Genomic DNA, 20,744 nt, shown 5'->3' with positions numbered 1-20,744 from the left:
GTACCGGGGTACTCACCGGCCCCGGAGGGCGGACGACAATTGGAGTGGGAACGGCGCCTCGCGCCCGTGAGCATCCAGGGAGAAGAGCGGGGATGAAGACGGACACCACGGCCGTGCCGGACTGCACCGGTCCGCGTCGGGGCCGCCCGCGCAGCGAGGCGGCCGAGCAGGCCATCTTCGCCGCCGTCGAGGAACTCATGGCGGGCGGCACCAGCCTGCCCGAGCTGACCATCGAGGGAATCGCCACCGCGGCCGGCGTCGGCAAGGCCACCATCTACCGGCGCTGGTCCAACAAGGAGGCCCTGCTGATCGACATGGTCAGCCGGTTGGAGGCCCCCGTCCCCGAGGCCACCGGCGCCTCGGCCCGGGACGATCTGGTCGCGATGCTCGAGTACATGCGCATCCGCGGCCTCGCCAAGCGCTCCCGCTGGGTGCTCAAGGCCGCGCTCGGCCAGATGCACAGCTGGCCCGAGCTGCACGCCGCCTACCGCGAGCGCGTGATCATGCCGCGTCGGCGGATGGCGCGCGAGGTGATCCGGCGCGGCGTCGTCGAGGGCGAGCTCCGCGCCGACCTCGACGAGGAGCTGCTCGCCGACCTGCTGCTCGGTCCGATCCTCGCCCGCAGCGTGCTCTGGGAGGACTCCGACCTGGAGGACCCGGACCTGGCCACGCGGATGGTCGACGCGCTGCTCCAGGGTCTGGCGGGGCCGGCCGCCCGGGGCTGAGCCACCCCGTTCCGGACTCCTTCGTTCCGGAACGAGCGCTTCCGGCCCCCGCGGCGCCGTTCCGGCGTGGCCTGGCTCACCAAACCGGGCCACGCCGGAACCCGCTCCACCGGCCCCGCGTCTGTCCCGGCATAGGCTGAGCCGGGAATCCGATCAAACCGGCACCAGTCCGGCACGTGCCCGCCCACCGGCGGCGTCGGGCGCCGGACCGGCAGGCGGGACGAAGGACGGGAGCCACGGCATGGCGCAGGCGGACAGGGCGGACCGGACGGCGGCACCGGTGGCGGGGGGCAGCGGCCCGGCCACCGGCGGGGCCGACGCCCGCCCTGACGGCCCCGGCGGCCCGGCGGACCCGTCCGGCCCGGTCGACCCGGCGAGGCCGGCCGACCTGGCCGACCCGGTCGACCCGAGGGGCCAAGTGGGCCCGGTGGATCCGGTGGGCCAGGTGGACCCGGCAGGACCGGAACGCCCCGGCGGCCAGGAGGCCCCGGCAGGCCTCGCCGGCCCGGCAGGCGCTGCGGGCCAGGAAATCCCCGCCGTCCCGGAGATCCCCGCCGGCCCCGGGATCTCTGCCGGCCCCGGGATCCCCGCAGGCCAGGCAATCCCCGCCGGCTCGGAAGGCCCGGACGCCCCCGGGTCGTCCGGCGCGGGCTTCCTGGGCCTGCGCCGCTGGGGCCGGGACGGCCGGGGCAGCACCACCTGGCGTCGCGGCCTGGTCGTCGCCGCCCTCGCCCTGCTCACCGCGGCCCTGCTGGCCTTCCACTCCGAGGTGCCCAACAACGTCGGCAACCTCGGCAGCCTGCTGGAGACCTTCCTGCCCTGGCTCGGCCTGGCCGTCCCGGTGCTGCTGGTCCCCGCCCTGCTGCGCCGCTCCGCGACCGCGCTGGTCGCGCTGCTGCTGCCGGTGCTGATCTGGTTCAACATGTTCGGCGGCCTGCTCGGCGACAAGAGCGGCGGCACCGGCGACTGGACGGTCGTCAGCCACAACGTGGCCGCCGCCAACACCGACCCGCAGAGCACGGTGAAGCTGCTGAAGGAGTCCGGGGCGCAGATCGTCGCCCTGCAGGAGCTGGCCGGCAAGCCGCTGCGCGGCTACGAGTCCGGCCTGGCCGACGCCTACCCGTACCACGTCGTGGAGGGGACCGTCGGCCTCTGGTCGAAGTACCCGGTCAGCGGGGTCTCGGTGGTGGACATCAAGATGGGCTGGACGCGGGCCTTCCGCGCCCAGGTCGCCACCCCGCAGGGGCCGGTCGCGGTGTACGTCGCGCACCTGCCGTCGGTCCGGCTGAAGGCCGAGGGCGGCTTCACCGTCAAGCAGCGGGACGCCAGCGCGCAGGCCCTGGGCGACGCCATCGAGGCCGAGCCGCTGAAGAAGGTGCTGCTGCTCGGCGACCTCAACGGCACCATGAACGACCGCAGCCTCGCGCCGGTCACCTCGCAGATGCGCTCGGCCCAGGGCGCGGCCGGCGACGGCTTCGGCTTCAGCTGGCCGGCGTCCTTCCCGATGGCCCGGATCGACCAGATCATGAGCAAGGGCGGCCTCCGGCCCACCGACTCCCGCACGCTGGGCCGGGACGGCAGCGACCACCTCGCGGTGGCCGCCACCTACCGCTACCAGTAGCGGCCGGCCCCGGCCGGGGTCAGCCCCGGCGCCACCGGTTGGTGATCGGGAGGCGGCGGTCCCGGCCGAAGCCCTTGACCGAGATCTTCGGGCCCGGCGGGTACTGCCGCCGCTTGTACTCGGCCGTGTCGACCAGGCGCACGACCCGGTCCACCACCGCCGGGTCGAAGCCGGCCGCCACGATCGCGTCCCGGCCCTGGTCGCCCTCGACGTAGAGGTCGAGCACGGTGTCCAGCAGGTCGTAGTCGGGCAGCGAGTCGGTGTCCTTCTGGTCCGGCCGGAGCTCGGCGGACGGCGGCTTGCTGATGGTGTTCTCGGGGATCGGCGGCACCTCGCCGCGCCGCTCGGCCTCCTCGTTGCGCCAGCGGGCGAGGCGGAAGATGAGCGACTTGTAGACGTCCTTGATCGGCCCGAACGCGCCGACCGAGTCGCCGTACAGGGTGGAGTAGCCGACCGCCAGCTCGCTCTTGTTGCCGGGCGCGAGCACGATGTGCCCCTCCTGGTTGGAGATCGCCATCAGCAGCGTGCCGCGCAGCCGGGACTGCAGGTTCTCCTCGGCCAGGCCGGTCAGCTCGGTGGCCGCCAGGTAGGCGTCGAACATCGGGGCGATCGACACCGTCCGGAAGTGCAGCCCGGTGCGGCGGGCCAGCTCGGCGGCGTCGTCGCGGGAGTGCTGCGAGGAGTAGCGGCTCGGCATCGAGACGCAGTACACGTTCTCGGCGCCGATCGCGTCCACGGCGATGGACGCCACCAGGGCCGAGTCGATGCCGCCGGAGAGGCCGATCAGGACCGAGCGGAAGCCGTTCTTGCGCACGTACGCCTGGGTGCCGGAGACCAGCGCGGCCCAGATCTCGGCCTCGTCCGAGACACGGGGGGCCACCTCGGCGCGCACCGGCTCGGCGGGCGCCGGAAGCGGCTCGCCCCCCAGCTCGGTGCGGACCAGGCGCAGGCCGTCGCTGAGCAGCAGCCCGTCGGTGTGGTCGCTGCTCGCGGCCGGCAGCTCCAGGTCGAGGACGAGCAGGTGCTCCTCGAACTGCGGGGAGCGGCCCAGCACCTCGCCGTCCGCGCCGACCACGATCGAGTCGCCGTCGAAGACCAGCTCGTCCTGGGCGCCGACCATGTTGACGTACGCCAGCGGGCAGCCCGCCTCCGCGGCACGGCGCTGCACCAGCTCCAGCCGGTCGTCGTCCTTGTTCCGCTCGTACGGCGAGCCGTTGATCACCAGCAGCAGGCCGGCCTCGGCCTCGCGGGCGGCGGTGACCCGGCCGCCGTCCTGCCAGATGTCCTCGCAGATCGCCAGGGCGACGTCCACCCCGTTCAGCCGCAGCACCGGCAGCTGGTCGCCGGGGACGAACCAGCGGTACTCGTCGAACACGCCGTAGTTGGGCAGGTGGTGCTTGGCGAACCGGGTGACGACCTCGCCCTGGTACAGCACGGCCGCGCAGTTCTGCGGGGAGCCGGCCGGGCGGCCGAACCGCGGCGAGGCCTGCTCGGAGCGGCCGAGGTAGCCGACCACCACCGGAAGCCCGCCCAACCCCTCGGCCGCCAGCCGGCCGGCCAGCTCGACCAGCGCGGACCGGGAGGCCTCGACGAAGGAACGGCGCAGGGCGAGGTCCTCGACCGGGTACCCGGTCAGGGCCATCTCGGGGAACGCGACCAGCTGGGCGCCGGCCTCGGCGGCCCGCTTGGTCCAGTGCACCACCTCATCGCTGTTGCGTGCGATGTCACCGACCCAGGGGTCGGTCTGGCTGAGGGCGAGACGGAGATTGGGCATGCTTCGGAGTGTAATCGTCTATCTGACGCAATGTCTCGGCCGGGGGTCGCCACTGCCCTCATGGCCGGTGATCCGCCATGATGGGGGCAGTCGCTCTCGAGTGGTTTCCGGGCGTAACACGAACGTAAAGAGCAGAGGTGAGACTGTCCCCATGGGCAAGCAGCAGGAGTTCGTGCTTCGGACGCTCGAAGAGCGTGACATCCGTTTCGTCCGGCTGTGGTTCACCGACGTGCTCGGGTTCCTGAAGTCGGTCGCGGTGGCGCCGGCGGAGCTGGAGCAGGCCTTCGAGGAGGGCATCGGCTTCGACGGCTCGGCGATCGAGGGCTTCGCCCGGGTCTACGAGTCCGACATGATCGCCAAGCCGGACCCGACCACCTTCCAGATCCTCCCCTGGCGCTCGGAGACGCCCGGCACGGCCCGGATGTTCTGCGACATCCTGATGCCGGACGGCTCGCCCTCCTTCGCCGACCCGCGGTTCGTGCTGAAGCGGACCCTGGAGAAGGCGTCCGACCTGGGCTTCACCTTCTACACCCACCCCGAGATCGAGTTCTTCCTGCTGAAGAACCTGCCCGGCGACGGCACCCCGCCGATCCCCGCCGACCAGTCCGGCTACTTCGACCACACCCCGCGCGGGGTCGGCCACGACTTCCGCCGCCAGGCGATCACCATGCTGGAGTCGATGGGCATCTCGGTGGAGTTCTCCCACCACGAGGGCGCCCCCGGCCAGCAGGAGATCGACCTGCGCTACGCCGACGCGCTCTCCACCGCCGACAACATCATGACCTTCCGCCTGGTCATGAAGGAGGTCGCGCTGGAGCAGGGCGTGCACGCCAGCTTCATGCCGAAGCCGTTCTCCGACCACCCCGGTTCCGGCATGCACACCCACCTCTCGCTGTTCGAGGGCGACCGCAACGCCTTCCACGAGTCCGGCGCCGAGTACCAGCTCTCCAAGGTCGGCCGCTCCTTCATCGCCGGCCTGCTGAAGTACGCGGCCGAGACCGCCGCCGTCACCAACCAGTGGGTGAACTCCTACAAGCGGATCTGGGGCGGCTCCCAGCGCACCGCCGGCGCCGGCGGCGAGGCCCCCTCCTACATCTGCTGGGGCCACAACAACCGCTCCGCCCTGATCCGCGTGCCGATGTACAAGCCCGGCAAGCAGGGCTCCACCCGGATCGAGGTCCGCTCCCTCGACACCGGCTGCAACCCCTACCTCGCCTACGCCGTCACCCTCGCTGCCGGCCTCAAGGGCATCGAGGAGGGCCTCGAACTCCCCCCGGGCGCCGACGACGACGTCTGGGCGCTCACCGACTCCGAGCGCCGCGCCCTCGGCATCCAGCCGATGCCGCAGAACCTCGGCGAGGCCATCGACCTGATGCAGCGCAGCGAGCTGGTCGCCGAGACCCTCGGTGAGCACGTGTTCGACTTCTTCCTCCGCAACAAGCGCCAGGAGTGGGAGGAGTACCGCTCCGAGGTCACCCCCTTCGAGCTGCGGAAGAACCTCCAGGTGCTCTGACGTTTCGTCAACTGCCGTGCGGGCCTGCTCCGGTCGGAGCAGGCCCGCGCTGTTCGTGCCGGGGGTTTCGGCTCCCCGGGGTGCCGTCGGCGGGTGCGGGTCGCGGGGTGGGGTGCACGGCTCGGCCGGCGTCCTCCGCGCACGCTAATTCCTTGGGCCAATGTGATTACTCTGCAGCGGTGCGAACCGTGGCGGGTGATGGAGGGGCGTATTCAGAAGATCCGTTTTGCGGATCATCCTGGAGTGTCATGCGTACTCGAATCAGCACCCTGGTCCTGTCCGGACTGGCCTCGGCCGCCCTCGTGTGGGGCGCCGGCTCCACGGCCTACGCGTCGCCCCTCGTCGACCACGGCGCAGTCACCGAAACGGCCGAGGCGCAGGGGGGATGGGTCGACAGCCTCCTGCGCCAAGCGGCGGAGGGCAGCGGCTCTGCCGACGGCGTCTGGACCTTCACCGGCCGCAGCAGTCTCTACTCCGCGCCGGTTGTGCGTCCGGCCCACCGGAGCGAGGCCGACGCCACCGGGGTCGACGCCACGGAGTCCGACGCCATGGAGTCCGAGGCCACCGAGGTCGAGGCCACGGAGGCCGACGGCTGGGCGCCCGACTTCGCGGAGCGGGTCGCCGCCGCAGTCCCCGGGAAGGGCGCATCGGTGGAGCCGGGCGCGGCCGGCCCCGAACGCGGTCAGCCGGCGGTCCAGTCGGCGGCGCCCAAGCCGCAGGAGGGGCACGCTCAGCCGGCGGTCCAGCCGGCGGCGCCCAAGCCCCAGGAGGGGCACGCTCAGCCGGCGGTCCAGCCGACGGCGCCCAAGCCGCAGGAGGGGCACGCTCAGCTGGCGGTCCAGCCGACGGCGCCCAAGCCCCAAGGGGGGCACCCGGCCGGTGGCGGTGAGCACTGCGAGGAGGAGGGGCACGGTCACCCCGGCGATCACGGTTCCCCCGGCTGCGACTGCTCGCCCGGCGGTCACGGTGGCCACGAGGGCCATGAGGGTCACGGTGGTCACGGCGGCCACGAGGACCATGGCGGTCACGAGGGCCACGAGGGCCATGGCGGTCACGAGGGGCACGGCGGCCAGGGTCAGGGCCAGAGCAACGAGCAGCACCAGGGTCAGGGCCAGGCGCAGGGTCAGGACCAGAGCCAGGGCCAGGGCCAGGACCAGCACGTCAACGTCACCGTCGTGGTGAAGAACGACGTCGTCAACCACCTCGACAACAGCGCGAACAACAGTGCCACCAGCAAGGCGAACAACTGGGCTAAGAACAGCCAGAACCAGAGCAACCACCAGGCCGCGCAGAACGTGAACAAGGTCAAGTTCGTGGCGAAGGAGGGGGCGCCGTCCAAGCCGGGCCACTCCGGCGGTCACACCTACGAGGGCAAGCCCCCGCAGCACGGTGGGGGCGAGCAGCACCACTCCGGGTCCCACGGCCACGGTGAGCTGGCCGAGACGGGCAGCGAGGGGATGCCGGTCCTGGCCGGCCTCTCGGCCGCCCTCCTCGCCGCGGGCGCGGCGGCGATGCGGCTCGGCCGACGCCGGTCCTGACCGGAGGCGTCCCCCGGAGAGCGGGGTGGCGTCGTACGGGCCGCCCCGCCCGGCTGTCCGGCGGGTGCCGTCCCGGCCGTCCGACGGCCGGGACGGCTGAAGCGGACCGGGCGCGGCACCGGGCTCCGGGGGCGGTGCGAGCACCGGACGGGTGAAGGGTGGCGGCCGGCCTGCGATCGGCTGGCTGCCACCCTCCACCTCGTCGAGGGATCCCGCTCCCGTAGCTCGGGCGGCGGCGTACGATCCGGGTCCACCGGCTGCTCCCGGACCGGGCTGCCCCGGGACGGCCGTCCGGTACAGCGAGATGTAGACCGGGGTGCAGGTCGTCAGGGTGATGTAGCGGCCCGGCCCGGTGTACGGGGAGCCGGTGGGCACCGGGGCGATGACACCGGTGTCGTACCTGGAGGTCTGGGCAGTCACCTGGTAGCCGCTGCCCATGGCGGGCACGTGCAGGAAGCCGATTCCGCCGTCCGCCGTCCGCCGTACGGGGGCGGGGCGAGGGTGCCCGCGGTGTCGGCCGCCTGGCCCGCCTGGCCCGCCCGGGCCGCCCGGGCCGTCCGGGCCGCCGACGACCAGCGCCGACGCAGGTCGTCGGCGGCCGCGTCCGCGTGCCGGGAGGCCGTGAGGTCCGTCCACCACAGCGAGTGGACGACCAGCAGGGCGAGCGGCACGCCGGTGGTGAACAGTAGGTCGCCGATCACGCCGGCCGCGACCCGGAGGGGGCGTCGGCGAGGGGCGGGCGCCTCGGCCGGTCGCTCGGTCGCCATGGCTCGTCCTTCGATCGGGAGCGGGGGAGGAAGGGCGCCGGCCCGGAGAGCGGTGCCCGGCCCCGTCGCGGCGCGCCGGTGCCGTGCCGGCCGCCGGGCGGGCGGGCGTGAAGACCCCACCGGGGGCAGGGGCCGTAGCGGGGCGGCGCCGGGGGCCGTCCAGGTCGAGGGCGTCCGGGCCTGCATGGGCGTACTTCACCGCGTCCTCGAACGGCCGGGCAGGCCGATACGCCAGGTCACCGGCCGGGGCCCCTTCGGCCAGCCGCCTTTCGGCCGGTCCGGGCAGGGCCGGTCCGTGGTCAAGCCCGGCGCGGCACCGTGGAGGCGCGTAACCTGCTGAGCGGACGGATGGAGGGGCCATGGCGGTGGAGGAACAGCGGGCCGGGAGCCGGGTGAGCCGGCCGGAGATCCGGCTGGTCCGGCGCGGGTTCACCGATCCGGCGCAGGCCGTCCGCCTGCTGGCCGGGCCGGGCCTGGAGGGGCTGGCCGACGACCCGGTGCTGCTGGACGCCCTGGGGGCCACCGCCGACCCCGACCTCGCCCTGCTCGGCCTCGGCCGCCTGCTGGAGGCCGCCGACGAGCCAGACCGGCACACCCTGCGCGACACCCTGACCACTTCCAAGCCGCTGCGCGACCGGCTGCTCGGCGTGCTCGGCGCGTCCACCGCGCTCGCCGACCACCTGGCCCGGCACCCGCACGACTGGCACGCCCTGGTCACCTTCGAGCTGCGCGACATGCACCCCGGCCCGGACGACTTCCTGCGCGCGCTCCACCAGGGCGTGTGGGAGAGCGGGGCCGGCAACCGGGCGGACGCGCTGCGGGTCGCCTACCGCCGTTGCCTGCTCGCCATCGCCGCCCGCGACCTCACCGGCACCACCGACCTCGCGCAGACCGCCGCCGAACTCGCCGACCTGGCCGGCGCGACCCTGCAGACCGCCCTGGACATCGCCGCGGAACAGGACGAGGCGGCCGCCCGGGCCTGCCGCCTCGCCGTCATCGGCATGGGCAAGTGCGGCGGACGCGAGCTGAACTACGTCTCCGACGTGGACGTGATCTTCGTCGCCGAGCCGCAGGAGGGCGTCGACGAGCACGAGGCGCTCAAGGCCGCCACCCGGCTCGCCGCCGCGCTCACCCGGCTCTGCGGCGACACCACCGGCGAGGGCACCATCTGGCCGGTGGACGCCAACCTGCGCCCGGAGGGCCGCAACGGCCCGCTGGTCCGCACCCTGGCCAGCCACCAGGCGTACTACCAGCGGTGGGCCAAGACCTGGGAGTTCCAGGCCCTGCTCAAGGCCCGACCGGTGGCCGGGGACGCCGAGCTGGGCGCCGCCTACCTGGCCGCGCTGGAGCCGATGGTCTGGCAGGCCGCGGCCCGGGAGAACTTCGTCGCCGACGTCCAGCAGATGCGCCGCCGGGTGATCGACTCCATCCCGCACACCGAACTGGACCGCCAGCTCAAACTCGGCCCGGGCGGGCTGCGCGACGTCGAGTTCTCCGTCCAGCTGCTCCAGCTCGTGCACGGCCGCACCGACCCGGCGCTGCGCAGCGGCAACACCCTGGAGGCACTCGCCGCGCTCTCCCGCGGCGGCTACGTCGGCAGGGCCGACGCCGCCTCGCTCGACGCGGCCTACCGCTTCCTGCGCTCGCTGGAGCACCGCATCCAGCTGCACCGGCTGCGCCGCACCCACCTGATGCCCACGCGCGCGGAGGACCTCCGCCGGCTGGCCCGTTCGCTCGCCCCGCTGATCAACGACGACACCCGGGCCGACCCGGTCGCCGCCCTCCAGCGGGAGTGGAAGCGGCACGCCGTGGAGGTCCGCCGGCTGCACGAGAAGCTGTTCTACCGGCCGCTGCTGGACGCCGTCGCCGAACTGCCGCCCGGCGCGGCCGGCCTCACCGCGGACGCCGCCCGTGCCCGGCTGGAGGCGCTCGGTTACGCCGACCCGGCCGCCGCGCTGCGCCACCTCACCGCGCTGGCCTCCGGCGTCAGCCGCAAGGCGGCCATCCAGCGCACCCTGCTCCCGGTGCTGCTCGGCTGGTTCGCCGACTCCGCGGACCCGGACGCCGGGCTGCTCAACTTCCGGCAGGTCTCCGACGCGCTCGGCCGCACCCCCTGGTACCTGCGGCTGCTGCGCGACGAGAGCGCCGCCGCCGAGCAGCTCGCCCGGGTGCTCTCGGCCGGGCGGCTCGCCCCCGACCTGTTGCTGCGGGCCCCCGAGGCGGTGGCCATGCTGGGCGACCCGCACGGCCTGGTGCCGCGCGGCCGGGCCGCGCTGGAGCAGGAGATACTGGCCGCCGTCGGCCGGGCCGACAGCGCCGGGGCGGCGGTCGCCGCCGCCCGGTCGGTGCGCCGCCGCGAGCTGTTCCGCACCGCCGCGGCCGACGTGCTCGGCCGTTTCGGCGACGACCCCGCCGAGGCGCTGGACACCGCCGGGGAGGCGCTCACCGCCCTGAACGCCGCCACCCTGCAGGGCGCGCTGCGGGCCTGCATCGCCGGGTGGGAGGCGCGCAACGGCGGTCTGCCGACCCGGATCGCGGTGATCGCGATGGGCCGGTTCGGCGGGCACGAGCTCGGCTACGGCTCCGACGCGGACGTGCTCTTCGTCCACGAGCCGCTGCTCGGTTCGCTGGAGCACGACGCGGCGAAGGCCGCCCAGGCGGTCTGCCACGAGCTGCGCTCGCTGCTGGCCGCGCCGTCCACCGAGCCGCCGCTGGAGGTCGACGCGGACCTGCGCCCGGAGGGCCGGAACGGGCCGCTGGTGCGCACCCTGGCGTCGTACACGGCGTACTACCGGCGCTGGTCGCACGCGTGGGAGAGCCAGGCGCTGCTGCGTGCCGAGCCGGTGGCCGGGGACGCGGACCTGGGCACGCGGTTCCGGCAGCTGATCGACCCGCTGCGCTACCCGGGCACCGGGGTGCCGGAGCGGGACGTGGTGGAGATCCGGCGGATCAAGGCCCGGATCGAGGCCGAGCGGCTGCCGCGCGGGGCCGACCCGACCACCCACACCAAGATCGGCCGGGGCGGGCTGGCGGACGTCGAGTGGACCGTCCAGCTGCTCCAGCTCCAGCACGGGCACGAGCTGCCGGGCCTGCGGACGACCCGGACCAGGGCGGCGCTGGCCGCGGCCGTCGAGGGCGGGCTGGTCGGGGCGGAGGACGCGGCGGTGCTGGACGCCGCCTGGGTGCTGGCCTCGCGGGTGCGCTCCGCGGTGATGCTGGTGCGCGGGAGGCCGGGGGACAGCTTCCCCGGGGACGCCCGGGAGCTGGCCGGGGTGGCGCGCTACCTCGGCTACGGCGCCGGGCGCAGCGGCGAGCTGGTGGACGACTACCGGCGCACCACCCGGCGGGCCCGGGCGGTGGTGGAGCGGCTGTTCTACGGGTGAGGCGGGTCCACGGGTGAGGCAGGCCCGCGGGTGAGGCGGGCCCGCGGGAGGCACGCGAAAGGGGCCCCGACCGGGGCCCCTTTCGTCGTTCACGCGCTCAGCGGCGGGCGGTGCTCGCCGCCGGTTCGCTCCACTGCTCGGGGACGGTGACCGGCTCCTCCGCCGTCTCCCGGGCGGGCACCCGGGGGAGCCTGTAGACCCAGTCGTGGTAGAGCCAGCGGGCGGTGAGGAAGCCCACCAGGAGGCAGAGCTCGCCGCCGACGGCGTCCATCCAGAAGTGGTTGGCGGTGGAGACGATCACGATCAGGGTGGCCGCCGGGTAGAGCAGGCCGAGCACCCGGACCCAGGTGCGGCGGGCCAGGAAGAAGAGGGTCAGACCGCACCACATCGACCAGCCGATGTGCATCGAGGGCATCGCCGCGAACTGGTTGGAGACGTGCGTGGCGGGTCCGGAGGCCATCGAGCCCCAGGTGCCGTGCGTCTTCACGGTGTCGATGAAGCCGCCGTCGGTCATCAGCCGGGGCGGTGCCAGCGGGAAGGAGTAGAAGCCGACCAGTGCGATGGCGGTGGTCACGAAGAGCACCGTGCGCACCGCGACGTAGCGGCCCGGGTGCCGGCGGTAGAGCCAGACCAGCACGCCGATGGTCACGATGAAGTGCAGCGTCGCGTAGTAGTAGTTCATCCCGGTGATGAGCCACCCGATGCCGTCGATCCCGTGGTTGATCGAGCGCTCGACGGCGATCCCGAGGGACTTCTCGAGGTCCCAGATCCACGACGCGTGCTTCTGGGCTATCGACTCCTGCTCGGGGACGGCGTTGCGCACGAGGGAGTACAGCCAGTAGCTGATCCCGATGAGGGCCAGCTCGAACCAGATCCGCGGCCGGGCCGGGGAACGCCGCTGGTCGCGGATGCGGCTGCGGAGCGCCGCCGAGCGCGACTGGGCCGCGCGGGTGGCTCCTTCGGGCATCCGGCCGGGCGCGGCAGGGGCCGGTCCGGAACCACCGTCGCGCGCCGCGTCGGCGTCTGCGGCGCCAGGCTGCTGGATCTCAGTAGGTTCCCCCATGACCGAGAAGTCTGCCAGACGTCCCGTAGCCGTCTGCTCATCCTGTGGAAGTGGATTCTTCATCGGCTGTCCCCCTTGAGGGCTAGGGGGTTTCTCCCACCGGGGTAGGGGGTGAGGCTGGATCTGGTGCAAACCGGTGGAACGGGCATACGTCCCATTGTCACGCCGGGTGGACGGGCCGGCGCAATCGGGGGTCGGGGCAGCGGCACGACGGGCGGATTTTCCCCGGAGGAAACGGTTTCTGCATCTTGCTGAAACATATTGCAGGCCGCTAGCGTCCTGGCAACTCGATCACCCCTTTCCCCCGCAGGGAGCCCTCAGTGGCCGATGTCCCGCCCCGCCGCCGGCGGAGCACCACCCGCAGACCCGGCCGCACGGCCGTACTGCTCGCCGCCTCGCTGACCGCCGCCACCCTCGGCACCGCCCCGGCCGTGTTCGCCGCCGCCCCGCCCGCCCCGCCGTCGGACGCCGCGCTCGCCGCCACCGCCGGGCGGCACGACCTCACCCGTGAGCAGTTCTACTTCGTCCTGCCCGACCGGTTCGCCAACGGCGACCACGCCAACGACACCGGCGGCATCACCGGAAGCCGGCTGGAGAACGGCCTCGACCCGGCCGACAAGGGCTTCTACCACGGTGGCGACCTGGCCGGCCTGATCCAGCGGCTCGACTACATCCAGGACCTCGGCACCACCGCCATCTGGATGGCGCCGATCTTCAAGAACAAGCCCGTCCAGGGCACCGGCGACAACGCGAGCGCCGGCTACCACGGCTACTGGATCACCGACTTCACCCAGGTCGACCCGCACTTCGGCACCAACGACCAGCTCAAGGAGCTGATAGCCAAGGCGCACCAGCGGGGCATCAAGGTCTTCTTCGACGTCATCACCAACCACACCGCCGACGTCATCGACTACCAGCAGCAGCAGTACGGCTACCGCTCCACCGGCGCCTACCCGGTGCTGGACGCCGACGGCCGCCCGGTCGACGAGACCGCCGTCGCCGACGCGGGCGCCGCCTGGCCGAAGCTGACCAAGGACTCGTTCCCCTACAGTCCGGTCTTCCGCAACCCGGCCGACGCCAACGCCAAGACCCCGGCCTGGCTCAACGACCCCTCGCTCTACCACAACCGTGGTGACTCGACCTTCGTCGGCGAGTCCGCCACCGAGGGCGACTTCTCCGGCCTGGACGACCTCGACACCCAGAACCCCCGGGTGGAGAAGGGCTTCGAGAAGGTCTACCAGCAGTGGGTGAAGGACGCCGGCGTGGACGGCTTCCGGATCGACACCGTCAAGCACGTCAACATGGCCTTCTGGCAGCAGTGGGCACCCGCGCTCAAGGACTTCGCGGCCAGACAGGGCAACAAGCGCTTCTTCATGTTCGGCGAGGTCTACTCCGGCGACCCGGCGGTCACCTCGCCGTACGTCACCAAGGGCAGGCTCCAGGCCACGCTCGACTTCCCGTTCCAGAACGCCGCCCGCTCCTACGTCTCGCAGGGCGGCTCGGCGAGGAACCTCGCCGACGTGTACGGCCAGGACTACCGCTACACCACCGCCGACACCGACGCCTACGAGCTGCCGACCTTCCTCGGCAACCACGACATGGGCCGCTTCGGCTCCTTCCTGCTGAGCGACAACCAGGGCGCCGACGAGGTCACCCTGCTCAGGAAGGACCGGCTCGGCAACGAGCTGCAGTTCCTCACCCGCGGCCAGCCCGTCGTCTACTACGGCGACGAGCAGGGCTTCACCGGCGCGGGCGGCGACAAGGACGCCCGGCAGGACCTCTTCGCCTCGCAGACCCCCTCCTACAACTCCGACCGGGTGCTCGGCGGCGCCGCCGGCTCCGCCGACCGCTACGGACAGGGCGGCGAGCTCTACCAGGGCATCGCGGGCCTGGCCAAGCTGCGCCGCGACCACCCGGCGCTCGCCGACGGTGCCCAGATCGAGCGGTACGCCGCCGACGGCGCGGGTGTGTACGCATTCTCCCGGATCGACGCCGGGCAGCAGGTCGAGTACCTGGTCGCGGTCAACAACGCGACCGAGGCGAAGACCGTCACCCTGGACACCTTCTCGGCGGGCCAGGGCTTCGACCGGATCTACCCGGCGGCGGGGGAGCGGCTGACCAGCGGCGCGGACCGCAAGGTCACCGTCACCGTGCCGGCGCTGTCGTCCGTCGTCCTCAAGGCGGCCGGCCGGCTCGCCCCGGTCGCGGCCGCACCGGCGATCGGCCTGGAGACGCCGGCCGACGGCTCCGCCGGCACCGTCACGGTCGGCGCGAGGGTCGACGGCGGCGGCTTCAACCGCGTCACCTTCGCCGCCCAGATCGGCGACGCGCCCTGGCGCACCCTCGGCACCGCCGACAACGGTTCGTTCAAGGTCACCCAGGACCTGTCCGCCGTCGCCCCCGGCACGGTCGTCCGGTACAAGGCCGTGGTCCAGGACTCCAGCGGCCACCTGCGCTCCGCCACCGGCAGCTTCACCACCGGCGCCCCCGCGCCCAAGCCGGCGCCCAGCGCCACCGCCCGCCCGTACGCCGTCGTGCACTACCAGCGCAGGAACGGCGACTACGACGGCTGGAACCTCTACGCCTGGGGCGACCTCGCGGACGGCGAGAGCACCCCGTGGCCGGCCGGGCACGGCTTCACCGGCCGGGACGCGTACGGCGCCTTCGCCTACGTCCGGCTGAAGCCCGGCGCCTCGGACGTCGGCTTCATCGTCGAGAAGGACGGCGTCAAGGACGTGGACGCCGACCGCCACCTCGACGTCGGCGCGGGCGGCGAGATCTGGCTCAAGGAGGGGGACCCGGCCGTCCGGACGGCCAACCCCGGGCCGGCGAACACCCAGCCCGCCAACACCGCGGTGATCCACTACAACCGGGCCGACGGCGACTACGACGGCTGGGGGCTGCACGACTGGACCGGCGCCGTCAACCCCACCGACTGGGGCAACCCGCTGCAGCCGGTGCGCCGCGACGCCTTCGGCGCCGTCTTCGAGGTGCCGCTCGCCCCCGGGGCGACCAGCCTCAGCTACATCCTCCACAAGGGCAACGACAAGGACCTGCCGGGCGACCAGTCGCTGGACTTCGCCGTCAACGGCCACGAGGTCTGGATCCTCGGCGGCCGGGAGGGCTACCTGCTGCCGCAGAGCGGCGCCGCCTCCTCGCAGGTGGACCTCGGCTCGGCCAAGGCCCAGTGGATCGACGCCCGGACGGTGGTCGTCCCCGCCAACTACGGCGCCGCCGACGCCGCCCTGGCGGGCGGGACCAGCGCCCAGCTGGTGTACGACCCCGAGGGCGGCATCACGGCCGACAAGGGCGTGCTGGGCAAGCCCGGCCAGTGGATCCGGCTGACGCCCGCCCCCGGCGGCCTGACCGACGCACAGAAGGCCAAGTACCCGCACCTGGCGGGCTACCGCGCCTTCACGGTGGACCAGCGGGACACCGGCCGGGTCGCCCAGGCCCTCCGGAGCCAGCTGCTCTTCACCGAGCACCTGCCCAGCGGCGCGGCCCTGGCCGCCACCGGCGTGCAGACCCCGGGCGTGCTGGACGACCTGTACGCGCGCCGCACCGGCCGGGTGGACTTCGGCCCGGCGTACTACAACGGCAAGGTGGCGCTCTCGGTCTGGGCCCCGACCGCGCAGGAGGTCTCCGTCCAGCTCTTCGACGGCCCGGCGGGCGGCACCCCGAAGACCGTGCCGCTGAAGCTGGACGAGGAGACCGGGGTCTGGGAACTCGTCCGTGACAAGGCCGAGCTGGACGGGAAGTACTACCTGTTCCAGGTGAAGGTCTGGGCGCCGTCCGTGCAGCGGGTGGTGGTCAACACCGTCACCGACCCGTACTCGGTCGCCCTCTCCACCGACTCCAAGCGGAGCCTGGTCGCCGACCTCGCCGCCAAGGAGCTCAAGCCGCAGGGCTGGGACGACCACGCCGTCCCGAAGGCCGTCCCGCCCGCGCAGCAGCAGATCCAGGAGCTGCACGTCCGGGACTTCTCGGTCGAGGACACCACCGTGCCGGCCGCCGAGCGCGGCACCTACCTGGCCTTCACCGAGTCGCAGTCGGCCGGCATGCGGCACCTGCGCGAGCTGGCCGCGGCGGGCGTGACCACCGTCCACCTGCTGCCGACCTTCGACATCGCCACCATCCGGGAGAACCGGGCCGAGCAGAAGCTGCCCGCCTGCGACCTGAAGTCGCTCGCCGCGGACGGCGACAAGCAGCAGGAGTGCGTGGCGGCCGTCGCCGCCGAGGACGCCTACAACTGGGGCTACGACCCGCTGCACTACAACGTGCCGGAGGGCTCCTACGCCACCGATCCCAACGGCACCGCCCGCACCGTGCAGTTCCGGCGGATGGTGCAGGCGATCCACGCGGCCGGACTGCGCGTGGTGCTGGACGTGGTCTACAACCACACCGCGGCCAGCGGCCAGGCGGAGCACTCGGTGCTGGACCGGGTGGTGCCCGGCTACTACCAGCGGCTCGACGCCAACGGCAAGGTGACGACCGACAGTTGCTGCTCGGACACCGCGCCCGAGCACGCCATGATGAACCGCCTGGTGGTGGACTCGGTGACCACCTGGGCCCGCGAGTACAAGGTGGACGGCTTCCGCTTCGACCTGATGGGCCTGGACCCGAAGTCCACCATGCTGGACGTGCAGGCCGCGCTGCGGAGGATGACCCCGGACTCGGACGGCGTCGACGGGAAGAACATCCTCCTCTACGGCGAGGGCTGGAACTTCGGCGTCGTCGCGAACAACGCCCGCTTCGAACAGGCCACCCAGCTCAACATGGCCGGAACCGGCATCGCGACCTTCGACGACCGGATCCGGGACGCGGCGCGAGGCGGCAACTTCCAGCTCTCCTCGGCCCCGCAGCAGGGCTTCGCCTCGGGCCTGTTCACCGACCCGAACGGCTCGCCCGCCAACGGGACCCCGGAGGAGCAGAAGGCCCGGCTGCTCAAGCAGATGGACCAGCTGAAGGTGTCGCTCACCGGCAATCTGGCCGGATACCGCTTCACCGACAGCTCGGGCAAGTCCGTCACCGGCGCGGGCGTCGACTACAACGGCGCCCCGACCGGCTACGCGGCCAAGCCCGGCGAGGCCGTCGAGTACGTGGACGCGCACGACAACACCGGCCTGTTCGACGCGCTGGCGTACAAGCTGCCGGTCGGCACCGAACCCGCCGACCGGGCCCGCATGCAGGCGCTGGCGCTCTCGCTGACCGCACTGACCCAGGGCCCGGGCTTCGCCCAGGCCGGCAGCGACCTGCTGCGCTCCAAGTCGCTGGACGCCAACTCCTACGACTCCGGTGACTGGTTCAACGCCATCCACTGGGACCCGGCCGAGGGCAACGGCTGGGGCCGGGGCCTGCCCCCGGCGGCCGACAACAAGGAGATGTGGCCGGCCGCCAAGTCCCTGCTGGCCAACCCGAAGCTGACCGTGGGCGCCGCGGACATCCGGGCGGCCGGGGCGCAGTACCAGCAGTTCCTGCAGATCAAGCAGGGTTCGCCGCTGTTCTCGCTGCCCACCCTGGCCGCCGTGCAGCAGCGGCTCTCCTACCCGCTCTCCGGCACGGCCGGCGAGACGCCCGGGGTGATCACGATGCACCTGGACGGCACCGGGCTGGCCGGCGCGGAGAAGGGCGTCACCGTGGTGTTCAACGCCACGCCCGGCGCGCAGAGCCAGACCGTCGCCGCGCTGAAGGGGACGGCCCAGGCGCTGCACCCGGTGCAGGCGGGCGGCGTGGACCAGGTGGTCCGGCAGTCCGGCTTCGACGCCGCGACCGGCACGTTCACCGTGCCCGGCCGCACCGTGGCGGTGTTCGTCCAGCACTGACGGGCCGCCCCGACCGGGCCCCGTGCCGCCTGAGGGCGGTGCGGGGCCCGGTGCGTTCCGGACCGGCCCTGGCGGGGGTGGCCGAAAATCGACCCTGGCACGGCCGGAATGGTGACGTGCCGTGCATGCGCGGCGCTGCCGTCCACCATGCGGACGCCCGAGGTGCCCTGAGTGCTGGTCAGTGGCCGCCGGGGGTGATCGAACGATTCCGCGACAATGAAAACCGTCTTCGGAAGTTTGTGCGCCTGTAACACGGAGGCCGGTCTGACGGATGAACGGGTCCGGTAGCTAATCGGCCATTCCGTGGCATGCATCTGTCATTAACGGCTCGTTTGCTGCCACGATTCCTCCGGCTGCAGACGAGGGGGCCCCACCCCCCGGTGCGGCTGTCCCACGGTCAGGAACAGCGCTCCCCCTGCCAAGTACTTGCTCCGCAACTGCTCCGCAACCGCACCCGCGCCGCGAACCCGGCGGCGGGGGCCCCCACTGTGCCGCAACCCTGCGGCCAGGTTCTCTCCACCGGTCGCGAACCCGCGCCGGTCGGAAAAGGAGTCCGCATGTCCCGTTACACCCAGGCCCGGAAGGCAGCCATTGTCATGGCCGCCTCCACCGCGCTGCTCGTGACCGGCATCCCGGTCATCGCGCAGGCGGCGACCCCGGACGCTCCGGCGGCCGTCGCCGCCGCGCAGGCGAGCCGCGCCCAGCTGATCGCCTCCGCGAACCAGCAGACCACCACCCTCGCCCAGAGCCTGGGCCTGGGCAGCGAGGAGAAGCTGGTCACCAAGGACGTCGTCCAGGACGCCAACGGTGCCCGCCACCTGCGCTACGAGCGCACCCTCAACGGCCTGCCCGTGCTCGGCGGCGACCTGGTGGTGCACCAGGCCCCGGGTGGCGCGACCACCGGTGTGGACCGCGCGAGCACCGCCGCGCTGACCGGCGTGAGCACCACGCCGAAGCTGGCCGCGCCGGCCGCGCAGTCCGCCGCGCTCGCCGCGCAGGCGGGCACCTCGCTGGACACCGCGCCCCGCCTGGTGGTGTGGGCCGCCGACAACACCCCGCGGCTCGCCTGGGAGACCGTCGTCTCCTCCACCGAGGCCGACGGCACCCCGAGCAAGCTGCACGTGATCACGGACGCGACCTCCGGCCAGGTCATCCACAAGTTCGAGGGCATCCAGACCGGCACCGGCAAGGGCGTCTTCGTCGGCAACGTCAACATCGGCACCACGCAGTCGGGTTCGTCCTTCCAGATGAAGGACGGCACCCGCGGTGGGATGTACACCACCAACCTGAACCACGGGACCTCGGGCACCGGCACCCTGTACAGCAAGTCCAGCGACAGCTGGGGCGACGGCACCGTCGCCAACGGCGAGTCCGCCGCGGTCGACGCCCACTTCGGCGTCGCGGCCACCTGGGACTACTACAAGAACACCTTCGGCCGCAACGGCATCAAGAACGACGGTGTCGGCGCCTACAGCCGCGTCCACTACGGCAACAACTACGTGAACGCGTTCTGGGACGACAGCTGCTTCTGCATGACCTACGGTGACGGTGACTCCAACACCCACCCGCTGACCGAGCTCGACGTCGCGGGCCACGAGATGAGCCACGGCGTCACCGCCGCCACGGCCAACCTCGACTACTCGGGCGAGTCCGGCGGCCTCAACGAGGCCACCTCGGACATCTTCGGCACCATGGTTGAGTTCTACGCCAACATCCCGACCGACAACCCCGACTACCTCATCGGCGAGTTGATCGACATCAACGGGAACGGCACCCCGCTGCGCTACATGGACAAGCCGTCCAAGGACGGCGGCTCCGCCGACTACTGGTCCTCCACCGTCGGCAACAAGGACGTCCACTACTCGTCCGGCGTCGGCAACCACTTCTTCTACCTGCTGGCCGAGGGCAGCGGCGCGAAGGTGATCAACGGCGTCAGCTACAACTCGCCGACCCAGGGCAACATCACCGTCAACGGCATCGGCCGGGACAAGGCCGCGGCGGTCTGGTACCGCGCGCTGACCACCTACATGACCTCCACCACCAACTACGCCGCGGCGCGCATCGCGACGGAGAAGGCGGCCACCGACCTGTACGGCGCCGGCAGCGCCGAGCTCAACGCGGTCAGCACCGCCTGGGCGGGCGTCAACGTCGGCACCGCGCCGAACCCGGGCGGCGTCACCGTCACCAGCCCGGGCAACCAGAGCACCGCTCTGAACGGCTCGGTCAACCTGCAGATCGCCGCCACCGGCGGCACCGCTCCGCTGACCTTCTCGGCCACCGGCCTGCCGACCGGCCTGTCGATCAGCTCGACCGGCAAGATCACCGGCACCGCGACCGCGGCCGGCACGTACAACGTGACCGTCACCGCGAAGGACGCCGCCAACAAGACCGGTTCCACCAGCTTCACCTGGACCGTCTCCGGCGGCGGTGGCGGCACCTGCACCCCGGCGCAGCTGCTCGGCAACGCGGGCTTCGAGACCGGCTCCGCCGCCCCGTGGACCGCCTCCAGCGGCGTGGTCGACAACAGCGCCTCGCAGG

Annotated in this window: 10 protein-coding genes; 7 read left to right on the top strand and 3 right to left on the bottom strand. The window is 72.8% G+C overall.

Translation table 11 applies throughout. The features are described 5' to 3' along the window. Positions 1 to 92: 92 nt before the first annotated feature. A complete protein-coding gene (locus ACFC1F_RS17100) occupies positions 93 to 725 on the top strand; it encodes a TetR/AcrR family transcriptional regulator (RefSeq protein WP_376159120.1) in 633 nt (210 codons plus the stop codon). A gap of 661 nt (positions 726 to 1,386) precedes the next feature. Next, positions 1,387 to 2,346 carry an endonuclease/exonuclease/phosphatase family protein gene (locus tag ACFC1F_RS17095; RefSeq protein WP_374106179.1) on the top strand — a complete coding sequence of 320 codons (960 nt, stop codon included), beginning with the start codon at positions 1,387 to 1,389 and terminating at the stop codon, positions 2,344 to 2,346. A 19-nt stretch (positions 2,347 to 2,365) separates the two neighbouring features. Here ACFC1F_RS17095 and ACFC1F_RS17090 read toward each other — a convergent pair whose 3' ends face one another. After that, the gene (locus ACFC1F_RS17090; RefSeq protein ID WP_376159118.1) at positions 2,366 to 4,120 is read right to left on the bottom strand and encodes an NAD+ synthase; all 1,755 of its coding nucleotides are present in this window, start codon (positions 4,118 to 4,120) and stop codon (positions 2,366 to 2,368) included. Between the two features lie 151 nt (positions 4,121 to 4,271). On the opposite strand from ACFC1F_RS17090, the gene ACFC1F_RS17085 reads away from it, so the two are divergent. Further along, positions 4,272 to 5,633: a glutamine synthetase family protein gene (locus tag ACFC1F_RS17085; RefSeq protein WP_209416637.1), complete on the top strand. Its 1,362-nt coding sequence runs from the start codon at positions 4,272 to 4,274 to the stop codon at positions 5,631 to 5,633. Between the two features lie 248 nt (positions 5,634 to 5,881). Further along, the gene (locus ACFC1F_RS17080) at positions 5,882 to 7,171 is read left to right on the top strand and encodes an LAETG motif-containing sortase-dependent surface protein (protein ID WP_376159116.1); all 1,290 of its coding nucleotides are present in this window, start codon (positions 5,882 to 5,884) and stop codon (positions 7,169 to 7,171) included. Positions 7,172 to 7,587: 416 nt separating this feature from the next. On the opposite strand, the gene ACFC1F_RS17075 is transcribed toward ACFC1F_RS17080, so the two are convergent. Continuing rightward, complete coding sequence (locus ACFC1F_RS17075) at positions 7,588 to 7,938, bottom strand: hypothetical protein (protein ID WP_376159114.1); 351 nt, start codon at positions 7,936 to 7,938, stop codon at positions 7,588 to 7,590. Between the two features lie 359 nt (positions 7,939 to 8,297). Here ACFC1F_RS17075 and ACFC1F_RS17070 point away from each other — a divergent pair, with 359 nt between their 5' ends. Beyond that, positions 8,298 to 11,321 (top strand): bifunctional [glutamine synthetase] adenylyltransferase/[glutamine synthetase]-adenylyl-L-tyrosine phosphorylase, encoded by a 3,024-nt coding sequence (locus ACFC1F_RS17070; RefSeq protein ID WP_376159112.1) that lies wholly within the window; start codon positions 8,298 to 8,300, stop codon positions 11,319 to 11,321. A gap of 97 nt (positions 11,322 to 11,418) precedes the next feature. Here ACFC1F_RS17070 and ACFC1F_RS17065 read toward each other — a convergent pair whose 3' ends face one another. Beyond that, positions 11,419 to 12,384 (bottom strand): phosphatase PAP2 family protein, encoded by a 966-nt coding sequence (locus tag ACFC1F_RS17065; protein ID WP_376159110.1) that lies wholly within the window; start codon positions 12,382 to 12,384, stop codon positions 11,419 to 11,421. 320 nt (positions 12,385 to 12,704) lie between these two features. Between ACFC1F_RS17065 and pulA the strand changes: the two genes are divergently transcribed. Then, complete coding sequence (gene pulA / locus ACFC1F_RS17060) at positions 12,705 to 18,206, top strand: pullulanase-type alpha-1,6-glucosidase (protein ID WP_376159108.1); 5,502 nt, start codon at positions 12,705 to 12,707, stop codon at positions 18,204 to 18,206. Between the two features lie 557 nt (positions 18,207 to 18,763). Next, the coding region (locus ACFC1F_RS17055) for a M4 family metallopeptidase (RefSeq protein WP_376159106.1) at positions 18,764 to 20,744 on the top strand (1,981 nt) is incomplete at its 3' end.

The sequence above is a fragment of the Kitasatospora sp. NPDC056181 genome, from assembly GCF_042266225.1.
GTDB lineage: Bacteria > Actinomycetota > Actinomycetes > Streptomycetales > Streptomycetaceae > Kitasatospora.
This window is presented reverse-complemented; position numbering and strand designations above follow the sequence as displayed.

Bases quoted from the DNA above. Each gene is read 5' to 3' on its own strand.
- ACFC1F_RS17100 (WP_376159120.1), top strand. From the start codon at position 93: ATGAAGACGGACACCACGGCCGTGCCGGACTGCACCGGTCCGCGTCGG.
- ACFC1F_RS17090 (WP_376159118.1), bottom strand. From the start codon at position 4,120: ATGCCCAATCTCCGTCTCGCCCTCAGCCAGACCGACCCCTGGGTCGGT.
- ACFC1F_RS17085 (WP_209416637.1), top strand. From the start codon at position 4,272: ATGGGCAAGCAGCAGGAGTTCGTGCTTCGGACGCTCGAAGAGCGTGAC.
- ACFC1F_RS17080 (WP_376159116.1), top strand. From the start codon at position 5,882: ATGCGTACTCGAATCAGCACCCTGGTCCTGTCCGGACTGGCCTCGGCC.
- ACFC1F_RS17075 (WP_376159114.1), bottom strand. From the start codon at position 7,938: ATGGCGACCGAGCGACCGGCCGAGGCGCCCGCCCCTCGCCGACGCCCC.
- ACFC1F_RS17070 (WP_376159112.1), top strand. From the start codon at position 8,298: ATGGCGGTGGAGGAACAGCGGGCCGGGAGCCGGGTGAGCCGGCCGGAG.
- ACFC1F_RS17065 (WP_376159110.1), bottom strand. From the start codon at position 12,384: ATGGGGGAACCTACTGAGATCCAGCAGCCTGGCGCCGCAGACGCCGAC.